Annotated in this window: 14 protein-coding genes and 2 pseudogenes; 7 read left to right on the top strand and 9 right to left on the bottom strand. The window is 70.9% G+C overall.

Annotation, left to right across the window (positions count from 1 at the left end; all coding sequences use genetic code 11):
* Positions 1-27: 27 nt before the first annotated feature.
* Positions 28-1,317, top strand: a complete 1,290-nt coding sequence (locus ACW4TU_RS43085; protein WP_457422677.1) for a streptophobe family protein — start codon at positions 28-30, stop codon at positions 1,315-1,317.
* 25 nt (positions 1,318-1,342) lie between these two features.
* Positions 1,343-1,600 (top strand): annotated as a pseudogene (locus ACW4TU_RS43080) (nuclear transport factor 2 family protein); the annotation flags it as partial.
* Between the two features lie 195 nt (positions 1,601-1,795).
* Here the strand turns inward: ACW4TU_RS43080 and ACW4TU_RS43075 are convergent.
* The 4 genes from ACW4TU_RS43075 to ACW4TU_RS43060 all read right to left on the bottom strand — a co-directional run bounded on the left by ACW4TU_RS43075 (position 1,796) and on the right by ACW4TU_RS43060 (position 6,244).
* Positions 1,796-2,812 carry a serine/threonine-protein kinase gene (locus ACW4TU_RS43075; RefSeq protein ID WP_457422675.1) on the bottom strand — a complete coding sequence of 339 codons (1,017 nt, stop codon included), beginning with the start codon at positions 2,810-2,812 and terminating at the stop codon, positions 1,796-1,798.
* Positions 2,812-3,408 carry an SH3 domain-containing protein gene (locus ACW4TU_RS43070; RefSeq protein ID WP_457422673.1) on the bottom strand — a complete coding sequence of 199 codons (597 nt, stop codon included), beginning with the start codon at positions 3,406-3,408 and terminating at the stop codon, positions 2,812-2,814. Before ACW4TU_RS43070 ends, ACW4TU_RS43075 begins: the two co-directional genes overlap by 1 nt.
* A gap of 14 nt (positions 3,409-3,422) precedes the next feature.
* Positions 3,423-5,765, bottom strand: coding sequence for an ABC transporter ATP-binding protein/permease (locus ACW4TU_RS43065; RefSeq protein WP_457422671.1), 2,343 nt, complete (start codon positions 5,763-5,765; stop codon positions 3,423-3,425).
* Positions 5,766-5,833: 68 nt separating this feature from the next.
* On the bottom strand, positions 5,834-6,244 hold the full coding sequence (locus ACW4TU_RS43060) for a hypothetical protein (protein WP_457430593.1): 411 nt from the start codon (positions 6,242-6,244) through the stop codon (positions 5,834-5,836).
* 331 nt (positions 6,245-6,575) lie between these two features.
* Here ACW4TU_RS43060 and ACW4TU_RS43055 point away from each other — a divergent pair, with 331 nt between their 5' ends.
* Positions 6,576-6,872, top strand: a complete 297-nt coding sequence (locus ACW4TU_RS43055) for a DUF1905 domain-containing protein (RefSeq protein WP_457422669.1) — start codon at positions 6,576-6,578, stop codon at positions 6,870-6,872.
* Between the two features lie 14 nt (positions 6,873-6,886).
* Here the strand turns inward: ACW4TU_RS43055 and mgrA are convergent, their stop codons facing one another.
* Positions 6,887-7,879, bottom strand: a complete 993-nt coding sequence (mgrA, locus tag ACW4TU_RS43050) for an L-glyceraldehyde 3-phosphate reductase (RefSeq protein WP_457422667.1) — start codon at positions 7,877-7,879, stop codon at positions 6,887-6,889.
* Between the two features lie 119 nt (positions 7,880-7,998).
* On the opposite strand from mgrA, the gene ACW4TU_RS43045 reads away from it, so the two are divergent.
* Together ACW4TU_RS43045 and ACW4TU_RS43040 are read left to right on the top strand one after the other, a co-directional pair.
* Complete coding sequence (locus ACW4TU_RS43045) at positions 7,999-8,886, top strand: LysR family transcriptional regulator (protein ID WP_457422665.1); 888 nt, start codon at positions 7,999-8,001, stop codon at positions 8,884-8,886.
* Between the two features lie 53 nt (positions 8,887-8,939).
* A complete protein-coding gene (locus ACW4TU_RS43040; RefSeq protein ID WP_457422663.1) occupies positions 8,940-9,455 on the top strand; it encodes a mycothiol transferase in 516 nt (171 codons plus the stop codon).
* Here ACW4TU_RS43040 and ACW4TU_RS43035 read toward each other — a convergent pair.
* Both ACW4TU_RS43035 and ACW4TU_RS43030 read right to left on the bottom strand, forming a co-directional pair.
* A complete protein-coding gene (locus ACW4TU_RS43035) occupies positions 9,437-10,507 on the bottom strand; it encodes an adenosine deaminase (RefSeq protein WP_457422661.1) in 1,071 nt (356 codons plus the stop codon). The genes ACW4TU_RS43040 and ACW4TU_RS43035 overlap by 19 nt on opposite strands.
* 43 nt (positions 10,508-10,550) lie before the next feature.
* On the bottom strand, positions 10,551-10,946 hold the full coding sequence (locus ACW4TU_RS43030) for a VOC family protein (RefSeq protein ID WP_457422659.1): 396 nt from the start codon (positions 10,944-10,946) through the stop codon (positions 10,551-10,553).
* 188 nt (positions 10,947-11,134) lie between these two features.
* Here ACW4TU_RS43030 and ACW4TU_RS43025 point away from each other — a divergent pair, with 188 nt between their 5' ends.
* Both ACW4TU_RS43025 and ACW4TU_RS43020 read left to right on the top strand, forming a co-directional pair.
* A complete protein-coding gene (locus ACW4TU_RS43025) occupies positions 11,135-12,019 on the top strand; it encodes a phosphatase PAP2 family protein (RefSeq protein WP_457422657.1) in 885 nt (294 codons plus the stop codon).
* Positions 11,955-12,662 carry a dienelactone hydrolase family protein gene (locus ACW4TU_RS43020; protein ID WP_457422655.1) on the top strand — a complete coding sequence of 236 codons (708 nt, stop codon included), beginning with the start codon at positions 11,955-11,957 and terminating at the stop codon, positions 12,660-12,662. The genes ACW4TU_RS43025 and ACW4TU_RS43020 overlap by 65 nt, the downstream gene beginning before the upstream one ends.
* Positions 12,663-12,789: 127 nt before the next feature.
* Here ACW4TU_RS43020 and ACW4TU_RS43015 read toward each other — a convergent pair.
* Positions 12,790-13,734 (bottom strand): annotated as a pseudogene (locus ACW4TU_RS43015) (hydrolase); the annotation flags it as partial.
* A 210-nt stretch (positions 13,735-13,944) separates the two neighbouring features.
* Positions 13,945-14,844, bottom strand: a complete 900-nt coding sequence (locus tag ACW4TU_RS43010) for an aldo/keto reductase (protein ID WP_457422653.1) — start codon at positions 14,842-14,844, stop codon at positions 13,945-13,947.
* Positions 14,845-14,876 lie beyond the last annotated feature (32 nt).

Below are 14,876 nucleotides of genomic sequence, written 5' to 3'. Positions count from 1 at the left end.
CGCCCGGGAGGTGCTTAGCGTGGCAGGGTGAGCACGCGAACCCCCGCTCCCGTGCCGGTGCTCGCCGAGGAGCGGACCGTCTCCCGGCACGGCTGGGCACAGGCCCTGGCCGCGGTGCTGACCGGACTGGGCGCCATGGTGCTGACCGCCGGTCTGGGGCTGTGGGCTGCGGGTGCGGGTGATCTGCCGGACGGCGCGTTCCCCCGGGTCGTCGCGGCCACCGTCGTGACAGCGGTCGGCGGCACCGTCGAACTCACGGGTGACGCCGGAGACCTCGCCGAGACAGCGGGCGGCCTGACCGTGATGCCGCTGTCGGTGACGCTGGTCGGGGCGCTGGTGACCGGCGCGGGTTTTTTGCGCCCGCTGCGGCACCGGGCCGTCGCCGGGGCTCGCGAGCTGGCCGGCTGGGCGGCGCGCGTCACCGTCCTGTGGCTGCTGGGCCTGGGCGGTCTGGCGTTCGCGGCCCGCCAGACCTTCGCGGTCTCGCTGGGCGACGGAACGCTCGCCGACGTCGGCGACGTCTTCGGTGCCTCACCGAGGATCGGCTTCACGACCGACGTACCGCTGACGCTCCTCGCCGGCCTGTTGTGGCTGGTGGGCGTACTGGCGCTGGCCCTGCTGGTCTCGCGCGGGGCCCCGCTGCCGGCGCGTCTGCTGCGTTTCCAGGAGTCGGTACGTCCGGCCGCGTACGCCATGGTCGTGCTGCTGCTCGCCTTCGTGGCCCTGGGGACCGTGACCGGGCTCGTGGTGGCGGTGACTCGCGGACAGCCCGCGCAGTCGCTCGCGCTGGTCCTGCTGGGCATGCCGAACCTGGTCTGGCTCGCGCTCACCACCGGCCTGGGTGCCACCTGGGAGGGGCGCGTCGACGGTCCCTTCGGGCTGCCGATGCCGCACGTCCTCGACGAGGTACTGCGCACTCCGGACACCGCGACCCTCAACCTGGACACCCTCTCGGGCTTCGACGGCAGGGTGTGGTGGCTGGTGGCCGTCGACGCGGTGCTGCTGCTGGCCGCGGCGTTCCTGATGGCGGCGCGTTCACCGGCCCGGACCCGGGCCTGGCAGCACGCCGTGCACATGGCGGTCGCGCTCGCGCTGACAGTCATGATGATCTGTCTGATCGGCCGGATCTCCGCCCACTACGGCCTGTCCGTACTCGGCATCGGCGACCTCGGCGGCAACCTCTCCGGCAGCCTGTTCCTGCGCCCGCAACTGTGGGGCGCGCTCGGCCTCGCCCTGCTCTGGGGGCTGGTGACCGGGTTCCTGGGGGCGCTGTTGGCCCGACGGGTACACCGGCGGGGCGAGGTCGAAAACCGTTAGGCGGGGTTCCGGCGGCTGTGGGCGCGTGGCTCCCACAGCGTTGACTGTCGAAGACCGGCCGACCGTCACGGAGTTGATCACGCTGCACGGTCACCTCGTCGACGAAGGACACCTCGACCGCACGGCGGAGGTGTTCACCACGGACGTGGTGGACGACGTCTCCGAGTTCGGCCAGGACCTCGTCACCGGTCTCGCCGCGCTCACGGACGGGGCGCTCGCCCTCGGCCCGGCGAACCCCGTCGCCCACCACGTCACGAACGTGGTCATCACCCAGACGCCCGCCGGCCGGGTCCACGCCCGCTCCAAGGGTCTGGGCGTCATGGCGGGCGGCACCTGCGGTTCGGTGACGTACGTACGACGACACCCTGGTGCGGGTGAACGAGAGCTGGCGGATCTCGTACCGGAAGGTGTCCGCGCGGCGGGTGCCGTGGGGTGGGCTGGGGCAGAGCCGAGGCCCGCCGCATCCGCCGAAGTCCGTTTACCCCGACCGTCGGTGGCCCTGTCGGGTGAAGACCGGGCGGGCCCAGGCCGGTGGCCTCGGTGGTCGTTCCTCGGCGGTCTCGGGCAGCCGGACCACCTGTGTGGGCGCGTGATCCACGTGCACAGGTCCGGTCGAGGCCGTGCGGAGGGCGGCGACGAAGTCGAGGCAGGAGTCGTAGCGGTCGTCGGGGCTCTTGGCGAGGGCCTTCGCGAACACCGGGTCGACGGCGGCCGGGAGTTCGGGGCGCTGCTCGGTCAGCGGTGGCGGCTGGTCGTACTGGTGGGCCCACAACAGGGCCATGTCGTCGTCGCGTTGGAAGGGCGGGCGGCCCGCCAGGATCTCGTGGACGACGCACGCGAAGCCGTAGACGTCACAGCGGCCGTCGACCGGGCGCCCCGAGATCTGCTCGGGCGACACGTAGTCGAGCGTGCCGACGAACTGGCCGACGGTCGTGAAGCCGGTGAGCGACAGCGACTTCTTCGTCAGGCCGAAGTCGGTGAGGTAGACATGCTCGGGATGCTCGGTGTCGGTACCCCGGGCGACCAGGATGTTGCCGGGTTTGACGTCCCGGTGGACCAGGCCGTGCTCGTGGGCGGCGTCGAGCGCCGAGGCGACCTGAGCGGCGATACGGATGGCGGCGGGGAGCGGCAACGGGCCCTTGCGGTCGAGGAGATGACGCAGGTCACTGCCTTCGACGTACCGCATGGCGATGTAGAGGATGCCGTCCGTCTCGTCGGCCTCGAAGACCGGGACGATGTGCGGATGGTCGATCGCGGCGGCCACCCGGGACTCGTGGGTGAAGCGTTTGCGGAAGGTGTCGTTGCGGGCGAGTTCCGGGGCGAGGAGTTTCAGGGCGACGGTCCGGTCGAGCCGCAGGTCCCTGGCCCGGTAGACGACGGCCATGCCACCGCGGCCGATCTCCTCCTCGACGCGGTAGCCGGCGATCTGCTTCCCGAGGAGGTCGGAGGGGCGTCCCGCGTGCGACCGCGTGTCGTGGTCGGGATCGCGCGCCATCAGCCGCTGCCGAATCCGCCGCCGTCGTCCCTGACGACCTGGGTGGGCGCGTGCCCCAGGTCGGGCACCACCTGGGTCGGCTCCCGCGCGGGGGCCGCGGGTTCCCGGTCGTTGGCGTAGGTGCTCAGCCGGGTGCCGTCGGTGTACACCCAGCGCTCGTGCTCGGCGTCGTACAGCCACACGGACTCGCCGTCGACGACGATCCCGATCCGCTGTCCGTGCGTACGGCCCCGGAACGACTCCCGGTCGAGTGCGCCCCCGGTCAGCTCCTCCACGGCGCCGCGGTAGCGGGCCAGCGCCTGTTCGGCGCGGGCCAGCAGAGGGCGTGGGTCGGCGGTGCGGGCCAGCGGGGCGCCCGCGGCGGGCGGGTCCTGCGGTACGGCGACCAGGAGCCGTCCGTCGACCCAGGCGGACCAGCCGTTCGCGCACCGGACGTGCCCCCAGTCGCCGCGCCGCTCGACCAGCTCGACCGGCAGCAACGCGTCGAGGGGCACGGTGGGCCGGGACGGGTCGGGCGCGTCCCAGGCGGCGAGGCCGTCCTGCGGGACGACGTGCGTGGGCCGGAATCCGGAGATCCGGTAGCCGGGAGACGTCATCTCACCCACCCCCTCTACTTCCGCATGACAGCCGGTTCGTGCCGCCGCAGCAGGCGCAGGACCACGTATCCGAACACCACCGAGAGGACGATCAGCATGCCCGCGTTGAGCAGCCAGACCCCGGCCGAGTGTTCGAACAGCGGGTCGCCGGTCAGTTCGCCGGGGACGATCCGCGACAGTCCGATCGTGCCCGCCATCGCGCCGAGCGCCCACCGCGAGGGCACCAGCCAGGCGAGTTGCTCGATGCCCGGGACGCCGTCGAGTTTCAGCAGGGCCCCGCAGAACACCACCTGGACGATGGCCAGCAGCACGAGCAGCGGCATCGTCACCTCCTCCTTGCGGACCAGCGCCGAGACCAGCAGGCCGAGCATCATCGCCGTGAAGGAGAGCAGCGCGACAGCGACCGTGATCTCCACCAGGGGTGGCATCAACACGCCTTTTCCGCCGGGTGTGTTGAGGTCGACGCCGAGCAGGGCGACGAGGGTCAGCACGACGGCCTGGGCGACGGTGATCGCCCCGAGGACCACGACCTTCGACATCAAGTACGCCGATCTGGACAGGCCGACGGCCCGTTCGCGCTGGTAGATCACGCGTTCCTTCACCAGTTCGCGCACGGCGTTGGCCGCACCGGTCAGGACACCGCCGACGCACAGGATGAGCAGCGCGTTCATCGCCGTCTCCTGGGTGAGCCGGCTGCCGGCCAGCGCCCGGGCCATCGCGCCCATCACGAACGGCAGCGCGATCATGATGGCGAGGAAGGTGCGGTCGGCGCTCAGCGCGGCCGTGTAGCGACGGACCAGGGTGCTCAGCTGGGCGCCCCAGCTCTGCGGCTTGGGCGGGTGCGGGGTGGCGTCGACCGGGCCCGAACTCGGCAGCCGGGGCTGGGCGGACGAGTTGACGATGTACTGCCCGTGGAACGGTGAGGCGCGGAACTCCCCCGCCCAGTCCCGTTCCTGGTCGCGCTCGAAGGCCTCGAACGCCTCGGGCCACTGCTCGTACCCGAAGAAGGCGAGGGTGTCCTCGGGGGGCCCGTAGTAGGCGACCTTGCCGCCGGGGGCGAGTACGAGCAGCCGGTCACAGACGTCGAGGCTGAGCACGCTGTGGGTGACGACGATGACGGTCCGGCCGTCGTCGGCGAGGCCGCGCAGCATGTGCATCACCGAGCGGTCCATCCCCGGATCGAGGCCCGAGGTCGGTTCGTCGAGGAAGAGCAGCGACGGCTTGGTGAGCAGTTCCAGGGCCACACTGACCCGCTTGCGCTGGCCGCCGGAGAGGCTGTGCACGGGCTGGTGGAGGCGCTGTTCCAGGCCGAGTTCGCGCACCACCTCGTCGACGCGGGCCCGTCGCTCCGCCTTCGCGGTGTCCTGCGGGAAGCGGAGTTCGGCGGCGTAGGTGAGGGCTCCGCGCACGGTCAGCTGGGCGTGCAGGATGTCGTCCTGCGGAACCAGCCCGATGCGCTGGCGCAGTTCGGCGTAGTCGCGGTAGAGGTCACGCCCGTCGTAGAGGACCGTGCCGCGGTCGGCGGGGCGCAGGCCGGTGAGGGCGTTGAGGAGGGTGGACTTGCCGGCGCCGCTGGGCCCGACGACCGCGAGCAGGCACTTCTCCCCCACCGGGAAGGACACGCCCTCCAGGAGGGTCCTGCGGCCGTGGTCGACGGCGACGGTGAGGTCCTGGACGTCGAGGGAGACCTCGCCGGTGTCGACGTACTCCTGGAGCTGGTCGCCGACCAGGCAGAACGCGGAGTGGCCGACGCCGACGATGTCACCGGGAGTGACGATCGCCCGGGCGACGGGCATGCCGTTGAGGAACGTGCCGTTGTGGCTGCCGAGGTCGACGATCTCGTACGTCCCGTCCGGGTGGGCGCGCAGTTCGGCGTGCCGGCGGGAGACGACGAGGTCGTCGACGACCAGGTCGTTGTCGGCGCCGCGGCCGATGCGGACGGTGCGGGCGGACAGTGGCCGGACGGTGGTGGGCTGCCGGAAGGTGCCGGTCAGGGCGGGCATGGAGACCGCCGAGGGCCGTTCGCGGGCCGGTGGGGGCGGGCTGACGAGGACGGCGCGCGGTCCGTCGCCGGGACTGCCGAAGCGCAGGACGCTGCCGGGTCCGACGTCCCGTTCGTGGATGCGCAGGCCGTCGGCGTAGGTGCCGTTGGTGCTGTGCTCGTCCTCGACCGTCCAGTGGTCGGCCTCGGGCCGCAGCACCGCGTGGTGCCACGAGACCCGGGCGTCGTCGATGACGATCTCGCTGAGCGGGTCGCGTCCGACGTGATAGTCGTGGCCCGGACTCATCACCGTGGAGCCCGTCTCCGTCTCCAGGACGAGTTCGGGCGCGGTCGGCACGACCGAGCGGTCTACCATGCCCAGAATTCTAGCTATTCGTCCGCATATACGCCCGGCCAGCCTCGGGACGCCGGGGGTCTCGGCGGCTAGGCGACCGGTACGACCAGTGCCGGGTTGGTCCGCTGCATCCGGAGCGCGTCCACGGACTCGGCCAGCAGTTCGTACTCGGCGGTCTCGTCGTACGTGGCGATCCGGACGAGCCGGCCGGCCGCCAACTCATTGGCGACCAGCTCCTGTTGGTACGGGTCCATGGACCAGGTGCGCAGCAGGCGGGGCACGTCGGGCACGGTGGCGGCCACCGGGATGAGCGCATTCGGGGGGAAGTACGGTTCGTCGGGCTGCGGATCGAGCCGTTCGGCGATCCAGTTCGCGCGGTCCCGCAACCACCACAGGGCCAGCGCGAGGGTGGGAGCGCGGTAGGTACCCAGCGGTACGCCGATACGCCGGCCCGCACAGACTCCGTACGCCGTGACATGGCAAAGGAACTCGTCGTGCACGATCTTTCCCCCGATCGCCTGCCGGCCGTGCCTCGCTTTCCCTGCGACTCGCTCGCTGTACGTGTTGGTGCTGGTCACTCGATGTCACTCAGTGGTGCAGTGTTCTACCACTTGAGTATCTTCACTATTGACACTCTGTCACCACACCTTTCCAGCCAGTTTCCAGGCATTCTTCTGGCATATTCCTGGCAGGTATGGACCGGAATCCGACGGGACGGCCTCCTCTCCCGTCGGAAGATCTCCGGAGATTCGCGAAGATCCGGGGATTCGCGATGAGTTTTCCGGTTCCCAGTGGTCTCTTTAGTGAAGACCACTGGAAATGGAGGGCCCCATGGCCACCAGCGGAAAAGTCGACATCATCGACGAGGAATTCACAGCCGTACTGCGCAAAAGCACGGCACCCGGGGGCTGGACCTACCTGGTCTGGCCGGAATCCGTCAGGTTCTTCGGTACCCGCGGCCTGGTCAAGGTCCTCGGGACCATCGACGGGCACCCTTTCCGCAGCTCGTTCATGGCGCTGGGCGACGGCACCCACAAACTTCCCGTGAAGGCCGAGATCCGGAAAGCCATCGGAAAGAATGAGGGCGACACCGTGACAGTACGGCTGGCGGAGCGGCTCCGTTCATAAGGGTCGGAGAAAGATCAGGCCTTGATGACCGCGTCGATCCGGGCCAGCTCCTCGTCGGAGAACTCCAGGTTGTCGATGGCCGCGACGCTGTCCTCCAGCTGCCGCGGGCTGCTCGCGCCGACCAGGGCGGAGGTCACCCGGCCGCCGCGCAGGACCCAGGCCAGGGCCAGCTGGGCCAGGCTCTGGCCGCGGGACTTGGCGATGCCGTCGAGGGCGCGCAGCTGCTGCACGAGGTCCTCGGTGATCCGGTCGGAGTTGAGGAAGGGACTGTCGCTCGCCGCCCGCGAGTCCGCCGGGATGCCGTCGAGGTAGCGGCCGGTGAGCAGGCCCTGCTCCAGCGGGGAGAAGACGATGGAGCCGACCTGGAGCTCGTCCAGCGCGTCCAGCAGACCCTCGTCCTCCGGACGGCGGTCGAGCATCGAGTAGCGGGGCTGGTGGATCAGGAGCGGGGTGCCCAGCTCGGCCAGGATGCGGGCGGCCTCCCGGGTCTGCTCCGCCGAGTAGTTCGAGATGCCGACGTAGAGCGCCTTGCCCTGCTGGACCGCCGTGTGCAGGGCGCCCATCGTCTCCTCCAGCGGAGTCTCCGGGTCGGGGCGGTGCGAGTAGAAGATGTCGACGTGGTCCAGGCCCATGCGGGTCAGGCTCTGGTCGAGGGAGGACAGCAGGTACTTGCGCGAGCCCCATTCGCCGTACGGGCCCGGCCACATGAGGTAGCCCGCCTTGGTGGAGATCACGAGTTCGTCGCGGTACGGGGCGAAGTCGGCCTTGAGCGCCTCACCCAGCGCGGACTCGGCGGCGCCGGGCGGCGGGCCGTAGTTGTTGGCCAGGTCGAAGTGGGTGACGCCGAGGTCGAAGGCGCGGCGCAGGATGGCCCGCTGGGTGTCGACCGGACGGTCGGGGCCGAAGTTGTGCCACAGGCCGAGCGACAGCGCGGGGAGCTTCAGGCCGCTGCGTCCGGTGCGCCGGTAGGGCATGTCCGCGTAACGGTCGGTGTGTGCGGTGTACAACGCGACTCCAGAGGGGTTGGCACGACGGATGTGATCAGTCTGGACCCACTCTTCCCCCGGAGACGGGCAGTGGTCCAACAGGAGAATCCGATGGAATTCAGCGGATAGGCTTCTCAATCATGGAACTACGCCACCTCCAGCACTTCGTCGCGGTCGCGGAGGACCATCACTTCACCCGGGCCGCCGAACGGCTGATGGTGTCCCAGTCGGGGCTGTCGGCCTCGATCCGCGCACTGGAGCGGGAGCTGCAGACCCCGCTGTTCGTGCGTACCACCCGCCGGGTGACGCTCACCGAGGCGGGGCGGGCGCTGCTGGGCGAGGCCGAGCGCATTCTGGCAGGGGTGCGGGCGGCGCACGACGCCGTGGCCGCCGTGCAGGGCGTGCTGCGCGGGACGCTCTCGCTGGGCGCGGAGCAGTGCATCGGCGGGGTGGATGTCGCCGGGCTGCTCGCCGCGTTCCGGCGGCGTCATCCCGATGTGGAGATCCGGCTGCGCCAGGCGGGTTCCGAGGCGGTCGCGGACGAGGTCGCCGCCGGGCGGCTCGACCTGGCCTTCGCCATCCGCACCCGTAGGGACTCCGACCAGCTGCGGTCCGTACCGCTGAGCAGTGAGCCGATGACCGTGCTGTGCCATCCGAGCCATCCGCTCGCCCTCGCGGGCGCGGTGACGCCGGAGGAGCTGGGCGGGGAGGCGTTCGTCGACTTCCATCCGGACTGGGGGCCGCGCCGGATCACGGACGAGGTGTTCGCCGCCGCGTGCGTACGGCGGACCGTGGCGCTGGAGGTCAACGACGTGCACAGTCTCCTGGACCTGGTCGGGGAGGGGCTCGGCGTCGCGGTGGTGCCCCGGCACTTCGCGCACAAGCGCGCCGCGCTCACCGCGCTGCCCGTGAAGGGCACCGGTGAGACGGTGTACGAGACGGTCGCGATGCTGCCGCCGCCGCAGGCCACGAGTCCGGCGGCCCGGGCGCTGATGGAGCTGCTGGAGCGGCCGGACCGGCAGCACTGATGCCGGTGTCCGGGTCCTGATGCCATGGGCACCGCGGTGCCTATGGTGGGGACATGGATGCCAAGGACGTTCTCATCGACGCGTACGGCCGGATCCAGGAAGAGGTCCACGCCGCCGTGGACGGCCTGTCACCCGAGGACCTGGGCGCCCGGCCCGCCCCCGACGCCAACTCCGTCGCCTGGCTGGTCTGGCATCTGACCCGGGTCCAGGACGACCACGTCGCCGGGGCGGCCGGCTTCGAGCAGGTCTGGCTGAGCGAGGGCTGGGAGAAACGGTTCGGGCTGGGACTGGAGGCCGGCGACATCGGCTACGGCCACAGCGCACGCCAGGTCGCCCGGGTGCGGGTCGAGTCGGGCGACCTGCTGCTCGGCTACTACGACGCGGTGCACGCGCAGAGCCTCACGTTCCTGCGGGGCCTGGCCGCGGGCGACTTCGGACGCGTCGTCGACGAGCGCTGGGACCCGCCGGTCACTCTCGGCGTACGGCTGGTGAGTGTCCTGGCCGACGATCTTCAGCACGTCGGCCAGGCCGCGTATCTGCGGGGACTGCTTCAGAGCGCCGAGGCGTAGCCCGGCAGGACGACGTCCTCGATGAGGGCGTTGCGCTCGTCGAAGGGGATGAACGCGCTCTTCACCGCGTTCACGGTGACCGTGCGCAGGTCCTCGACCGTCCAGCCGGCCTCCTCGACGAGCAGGGACATCTCGCGGGTCATCGTCGTGCCGGAGACCAGCCGGTTGTCGGTGTTGAGGGTGACGCGGAAGCCCAGGTCGCGCAGGGCGGTGATGGGGTGCTCGGCGATCGACGTGGCCGCGCCCGTCTGGAGGTTGGAGGTCGGGCACATCTCCAGGGCGATCCGGCGGTCGCGCACCCAGCCCGCGAGACGGCCGAGCTTGCCGTCCACGATGTCGTCGGTGATGCGGACGCCGTGGCCGATGCGCTGGGCGCCGCAGACCTGCAAGGCCTGGTGGATGCTGGGCAGGCCGTGCGCCTCCCCGGCGTGGATGGTGAACGGCACACTCTCGCTGCGCAGGTGTTCGAAGGCGGCGAGGTGGTCGGCGGGCGGGAAGCCGTCCTCGGCGCCGGCGATGTCGAAGCCGACGACACCCGCGTCCCGGAAGGCGACGGCCAGGTCGGCGGCCTCACGGACGCGGTCGAACATACGCATCCCGCACAGCAGCGTCCCGACCCGGACCGGGGTGCCCGCGGCGGCGGCCTTCGCCATACCCGCCGCCAGGCCCTCCTGGACGGTCTCGACGACCTCGGGGAGGGTCAGACCGCCGTTCACGTTGAGTTCGGGGGCGTAGCGCACCTCGGCGTAGACGACACCGTCCTCGGCGAGGTCGAGGACGTACTCCTCGGCGGTGCGCAGCAGGCCCTCGCGGGTCTGCAGCACGGCGAGGGTGTGCTCGAAAGTGGCTATGTAGCGCACCAGGTCACCGGAGTTGGCGGCCTCGTAGTACCAGGCGGCCAGCTCGTCCGGGTCGGTGGTGGGCAGGGTGTGGCCGATCTCGGCGGCGAGCTCGACCAGGGTGGCGGGGCGCAGGCCTCCGTCGAGGTGGTCGTGCAGCACGGCCTTGGGGAGGCGGCGGAGGGTGGCGGTGTCGACGGGGGACGCGGTCATGTGCGGTGTTTCCTCGGCAGGTGGTGGTGCGGCGGGATGGGGGTCAGTCGGTGGCGGGCTGGAGGAGGTCCCAGCGGTTGCCGTACAGGTCCTGGAAGACGGCCACCGAGCCGTACGGCTCATGGCGCGGCTCCTCCAGGAAGGTCACGCCGGCGGCGACCATCCGCGCGTGGTCGCGGGCGAAGTCGTCGGTGTGCAGAAAGAAGCCGACACGCCCGCCGGTCTGGTCGCCGATCCGGGTGCGCTGGCCCTCGTCCTTGGCCCGGGCGAGCACCAGACCGGTGCCGCTGTCTCCGGCGCCCGGCTCGACGACGACCCAGCGGGATCCGTCGGGGCGCGGGCTGTCTTCGGCAAGCCGGAAGCCGAGTGCGTCGGTGTAGAAGCGGATCGCCTCGTCGTAGTCGCCGACGACGAGGGTGACCAGGGCGATGCGTCTCATGGGCTCTCCTCTGCCTGTCGGGGGTGGCGGCGCGGTGGCCTGTCCGGCCGACCGGTTGAATCACGTGCGGTTGACGGGTGAGGTTATACGTAACACCCCTGGTGTGTCACCTCCGTACCCGCATGTGTGATCTCCTCCGCAGCCGCGGGTCCCGGGAACGATCGCCGGGGCGTGATCGTCGAGCAGATGTGAACCGTGACCGTGCCGTGGCGAGGGCCGGTCTCCCCGCGCTGGGGAGCCTGGTCGCTCTTGTGCTGCTGGCGCTGCTCGCCGTCACGGTCGTGGCGCGGGGCGGCGGCACCCTCTTCGGTGACCGCGGTCTGCTAGAGTGGTCGCTCGCCCACCGCCCGGACCCGGCCGTCACCCTGGCCCGCGTGGTCACCCACACCGGCACGGGCTTCGTTCCGTACGTCCTGGTGGCCCTGGCCGGCTACCTGCTCGGCCGGACCGCACGCCGGCGGATCCAGGCAGCCGCCGTCTGTCTCGTCTGTCTGGTCGCCGCCCAGGCGGTGCGGTTCTCGGTGATGGCGCTGCTGTCCCGGCCCCGGCCCGCCACGGCGCTCTGGGCGACGGACGCCGGCCACTGGTCGTTCCCCTCGGGCCACACCACCACGTCGGCCGTCACCGCCGGGCTGCTCGTCCTGGCCGTTCGGGCACGGGCGCCGCGCGGCCGGCACCTGATCGCCGCCGCGGTCGGCTGCTGGGGCGTGCTGGTCGGGCTGACCAGGGTCTATCTGGGCGTCCACTGGTTCTCGGACGTCATCGGCGGCTGGTTGTTCGCCGTGTGGTGGCTGGGCCTTGTGTCGTACGGGGTGACGCGCTTCGCGCCGGACGGCTGGGCAGAGGTGCTGCGCGGCGACAGGCCCCTGCGACCTGGGGTGATGCCGTTGCCCGGCATACCGGGGCCGGGATCAGAGGTCCGACTGCTCCGTGGCAGGGTGGGGATCGCGTCGGAGTCCGACTGCGGCGCATCCCCACCGAGCGCTGCCCTTCCAGGAGTTGAGTGCCATGTCCGAGCTGCCGAAGACGACCGGATCCCCCTCCCGCCAGAACGTGACGTTTCCCAGCGCTGACACCACCGCGCACGGCTATCTGGCTCTGCCGCCGTCCGGCAGCGGGCCCGGCGTCATCGTCATCCAGGAGTGGTGGGGCCTGACCGACCACATCGCGGACGTCACCGACCGGCTCGCGCGGGAGGGCTTCGTCGCCCTCGCCCCCGACCTCTTCGGCGGGAACGTCGCGCACGACAGCGAGGAGGCGCTGCGCATGATGCTGGCCCTGCCGGTGCCGAAGGGCGTCGAGCTCCTCTCCGGCGCGGTCGACTACCTGCTGGCGCGGCCGGAGGTCACCTCGGCGACGGTCGGCTCGGTCGGTTTCTGCATGGGCGGTGGCTTCGTGCTCTACCAGGCGGCGGCCGACCCGCGCGTCAGCGCCGCCGTGCCGTTCTACGGCGTGATCCAGGGCGAGCTGCCCGACTTCTCCGGCCTCAGGGCCGAGGTGCTGGGCCACTACGGCGAACGCGACGAGAACATCCCGGTGGAGAGCCTGGACCCGCTGCGCGAGACCATCAAGGAACAGTCCGGCATCACCCCGGACCTGCGCGTCTACCCGGCCGGCCACGCCTTCTTCAACGACTCCCGCCCGGTGCACGACGCCGAGTCGGCGGCCCGGGCGTGGAAGAGCACAGTGCCGTTCCTCAAGGAACAGGTGCGCTGAACGCGGGCGCGCCGAGTATGGGGGCCGACGCGAGGGAGGGCGGGCCCGGGGTGGTTTCCCCGGGCCCGCCCTGACCTTTCCGGTCTTGTACGTCGGTTCGGTTCGGTTCCGCTCCGCTGCGTCAGCTGCTCGCGCCCGAGAGCCACGCCGTGGCGTTGAGGGCGAGGGGTGCGTTGGTGGCGCCGGTGTCGTTCCAGCCGTCGTACAGGGTGTTGCCGGACTGGCCGGTGCCGTCGTCGATCGGGGAGCTGTCGCCCCAGAACGCGATCCGGCCGCTGCCGAAGGTACTGGTCAGGAAGAAGGCGCCGGTGTTGCCCGAGTAACCGGAGCGGTAGAGCAGGCCCTTCACGGCGGAGTTGTCGGCGGGCTTGAGCGTGGCCGTCGTACCGCTGGCGATGAGGCTCTTGGTGACCGTGCCGAAGGTGCCGTGCAGGACGGGGTTCGACGCGGCGGTGATCGCGGCCGGGTAGCCGGAGCTGATGCTCAGGGAGTCGATGGAGAAGCCGAAGGGGTCGGTGGAGTCGACGCTGTTGTTGGTCATCAGGTCGTTGAGGATCTCGACGGCGTCCTCACCGTCGTTGTTGCGGTCGGCCCCGGTGTGGTCGGAGATCATGAAGAGGCCGCCACCGTTCTGGACGAACTTCATGATCGCGGTCTTCTCGGCCGTGGTGAAGAGTGTGTTGGGCTCGGGGAGCACCAGCGTGTCGAAGTTCGACAGGTCGGTCGCCGTGGAGCCGCCGTAGGCGAGGCTGGAGCCCGAGGCCAGCGTCTTGAGGCTGTAGGCGCCGGTCTTCTGGAGTGCGACGCCCCAGGAGGAGAGCGCGCCGGTCCAGTCGGTCTCGGCGGAGGGGGCGGAGTCCTCGGAGAGCGGGTTGGGCTGGCTCTTGGAGATGATCCAGTCGGCGTTGCCGGCCGTCTCGGCGTGGGCGTTGTCGAAGAGGATGCGATGGGGGGTGGCCGCGGTCGCGGTGGTCGCGGTGGCGGTGGCCTGCACGGCGACGCCGGTGGCGATCAGGCCGAGCACGGCCAGGGCCGAGGTGAATCTGTGACGGGACCCGGTGATGGCGTACATCTGGCATTCCTCCATGGGTGGGGGGAGAGCTGGGGGAAAGCGGTGCGGGTGTCGAATCTGCGCGCGTAGACCGGACGTTGACGACCTCCCGGTGCACACAACGCAGGACCGTACCGACAAGATCCAGGCCACCGGGAGGCCCGGCCGGGGTTTCACGTAAAGCTCTTACGCACGTGCAACCACCGGTCAGGAATGGGTGTTTGAGGGCGACTACGGGCGATGTGACGCGCCGAGCCGGGCCAGCTCGTCGTCCGTCAGCCGCAGTCCGCCTGCCGCCACGTTGTCCACGACGTGCTCCGGGTTGCCCGTGCCCGGGATGGCGAGCACATGCGCCCCCTGGTGCAGGCTCCACGCGAGCCGGATCTGGGCGGGGCTCGCGCCGTGCGCGCGGGCGACGGCGAGCACCGCGTCGTCGTGGGTGTCGGCGGCGCCCCGGGCTCCGCCGCTGCCGGCAACGGCGAAGAAGGGCACGAAGGCGATGCCCGACTCCCCGCACAGCCGCAGGAGTTCGTCGCCCTCGGGGTCGGGGTGATCCAGCGCGTACCGGTTCTGTACGCACACCACCGGGGCGATCTCCAACGCCTCGGCGAGGTGCTTCGGCTCGATGCTGGAGATGCCGAGGTGGCGTATCAGGCCGGCCGCGCGCAGGTCGGCGAGCGCTCCGAAGTGCTCGGCGATGGAGTCCTGGCTCATCCTGCGCAGGTTGACCACGTCGAGGTGGTCGCGGCCGAGCTGGCGCAGGTTCTCCTCTACGTGGCCGCGCAGTTCCTCGGGGCGGGCCGAGGTGGCCCACTCCCCCGAGCAGTCGCGGAACGGCCCGACTTTGGTGACGATGACGAGGTCGTCCCCGTACGGCGCCAGCGCGCTGTTGATCAGCTCGTTGGCGGAGCGCAGCGCGGAGAAGTAGAAGGCGGCGGTGTCGATGTGGTTGACGCCGAGTTCGACGGCCTTGCGCAGCACGCCCAGCGACCGTTCACGGTCGCTGGGCGTGCCGAGGTGGAAGGCCGCGCTGCCGGTCAGCCGCATGGCTCCGAATCCGAGCCGGTTGACGGTGAGATCGCCGAGTTTCCAGGTGCCCGCGGCGTCGGCGGTGATCGTTTCCGAGGTCATCGGCGGAGTTTCGCATGCGCCTCGGACACCGG

Source organism: Streptomyces kryoterrae, assembly GCF_054072135.1.
Note: the sequence above shows the minus strand (reverse complement) of the source record. Positions and strands in the feature narration are given on the sequence as shown.

Excerpts from the sequence above, each read along its gene's own strand:
- ACW4TU_RS43075 (WP_457422675.1), bottom strand. The coding sequence starts at position 2,812 with ATGGCGCGCGATCCCGACCACGACACGCGGTCGCACGCGGGACGCCCC.
- ACW4TU_RS43070 (WP_457422673.1), bottom strand. The coding sequence starts at position 3,408 with ATGACGTCTCCCGGCTACCGGATCTCCGGATTCCGGCCCACGCACGTC.
- ACW4TU_RS43065 (WP_457422671.1), bottom strand. The coding sequence starts at position 5,765 with ATGGTAGACCGCTCGGTCGTGCCGACCGCGCCCGAACTCGTCCTGGAG.
- ACW4TU_RS43055 (WP_457422669.1), top strand. The coding sequence starts at position 6,576 with ATGGCCACCAGCGGAAAAGTCGACATCATCGACGAGGAATTCACAGCC.
- ACW4TU_RS43045 (WP_457422665.1), top strand. The coding sequence starts at position 7,999 with ATGGAACTACGCCACCTCCAGCACTTCGTCGCGGTCGCGGAGGACCAT.
- ACW4TU_RS43040 (WP_457422663.1), top strand. The coding sequence starts at position 8,940 with ATGGATGCCAAGGACGTTCTCATCGACGCGTACGGCCGGATCCAGGAA.
- ACW4TU_RS43035 (WP_457422661.1), bottom strand. The coding sequence starts at position 10,507 with ATGACCGCGTCCCCCGTCGACACCGCCACCCTCCGCCGCCTCCCCAAG.
- ACW4TU_RS43030 (WP_457422659.1), bottom strand. The coding sequence starts at position 10,946 with ATGAGACGCATCGCCCTGGTCACCCTCGTCGTCGGCGACTACGACGAG.
- ACW4TU_RS43020 (WP_457422655.1), top strand. The coding sequence starts at position 11,955 with ATGTCCGAGCTGCCGAAGACGACCGGATCCCCCTCCCGCCAGAACGTG.
- ACW4TU_RS43010 (WP_457422653.1), bottom strand. The coding sequence starts at position 14,844 with ATGACCTCGGAAACGATCACCGCCGACGCCGCGGGCACCTGGAAACTC.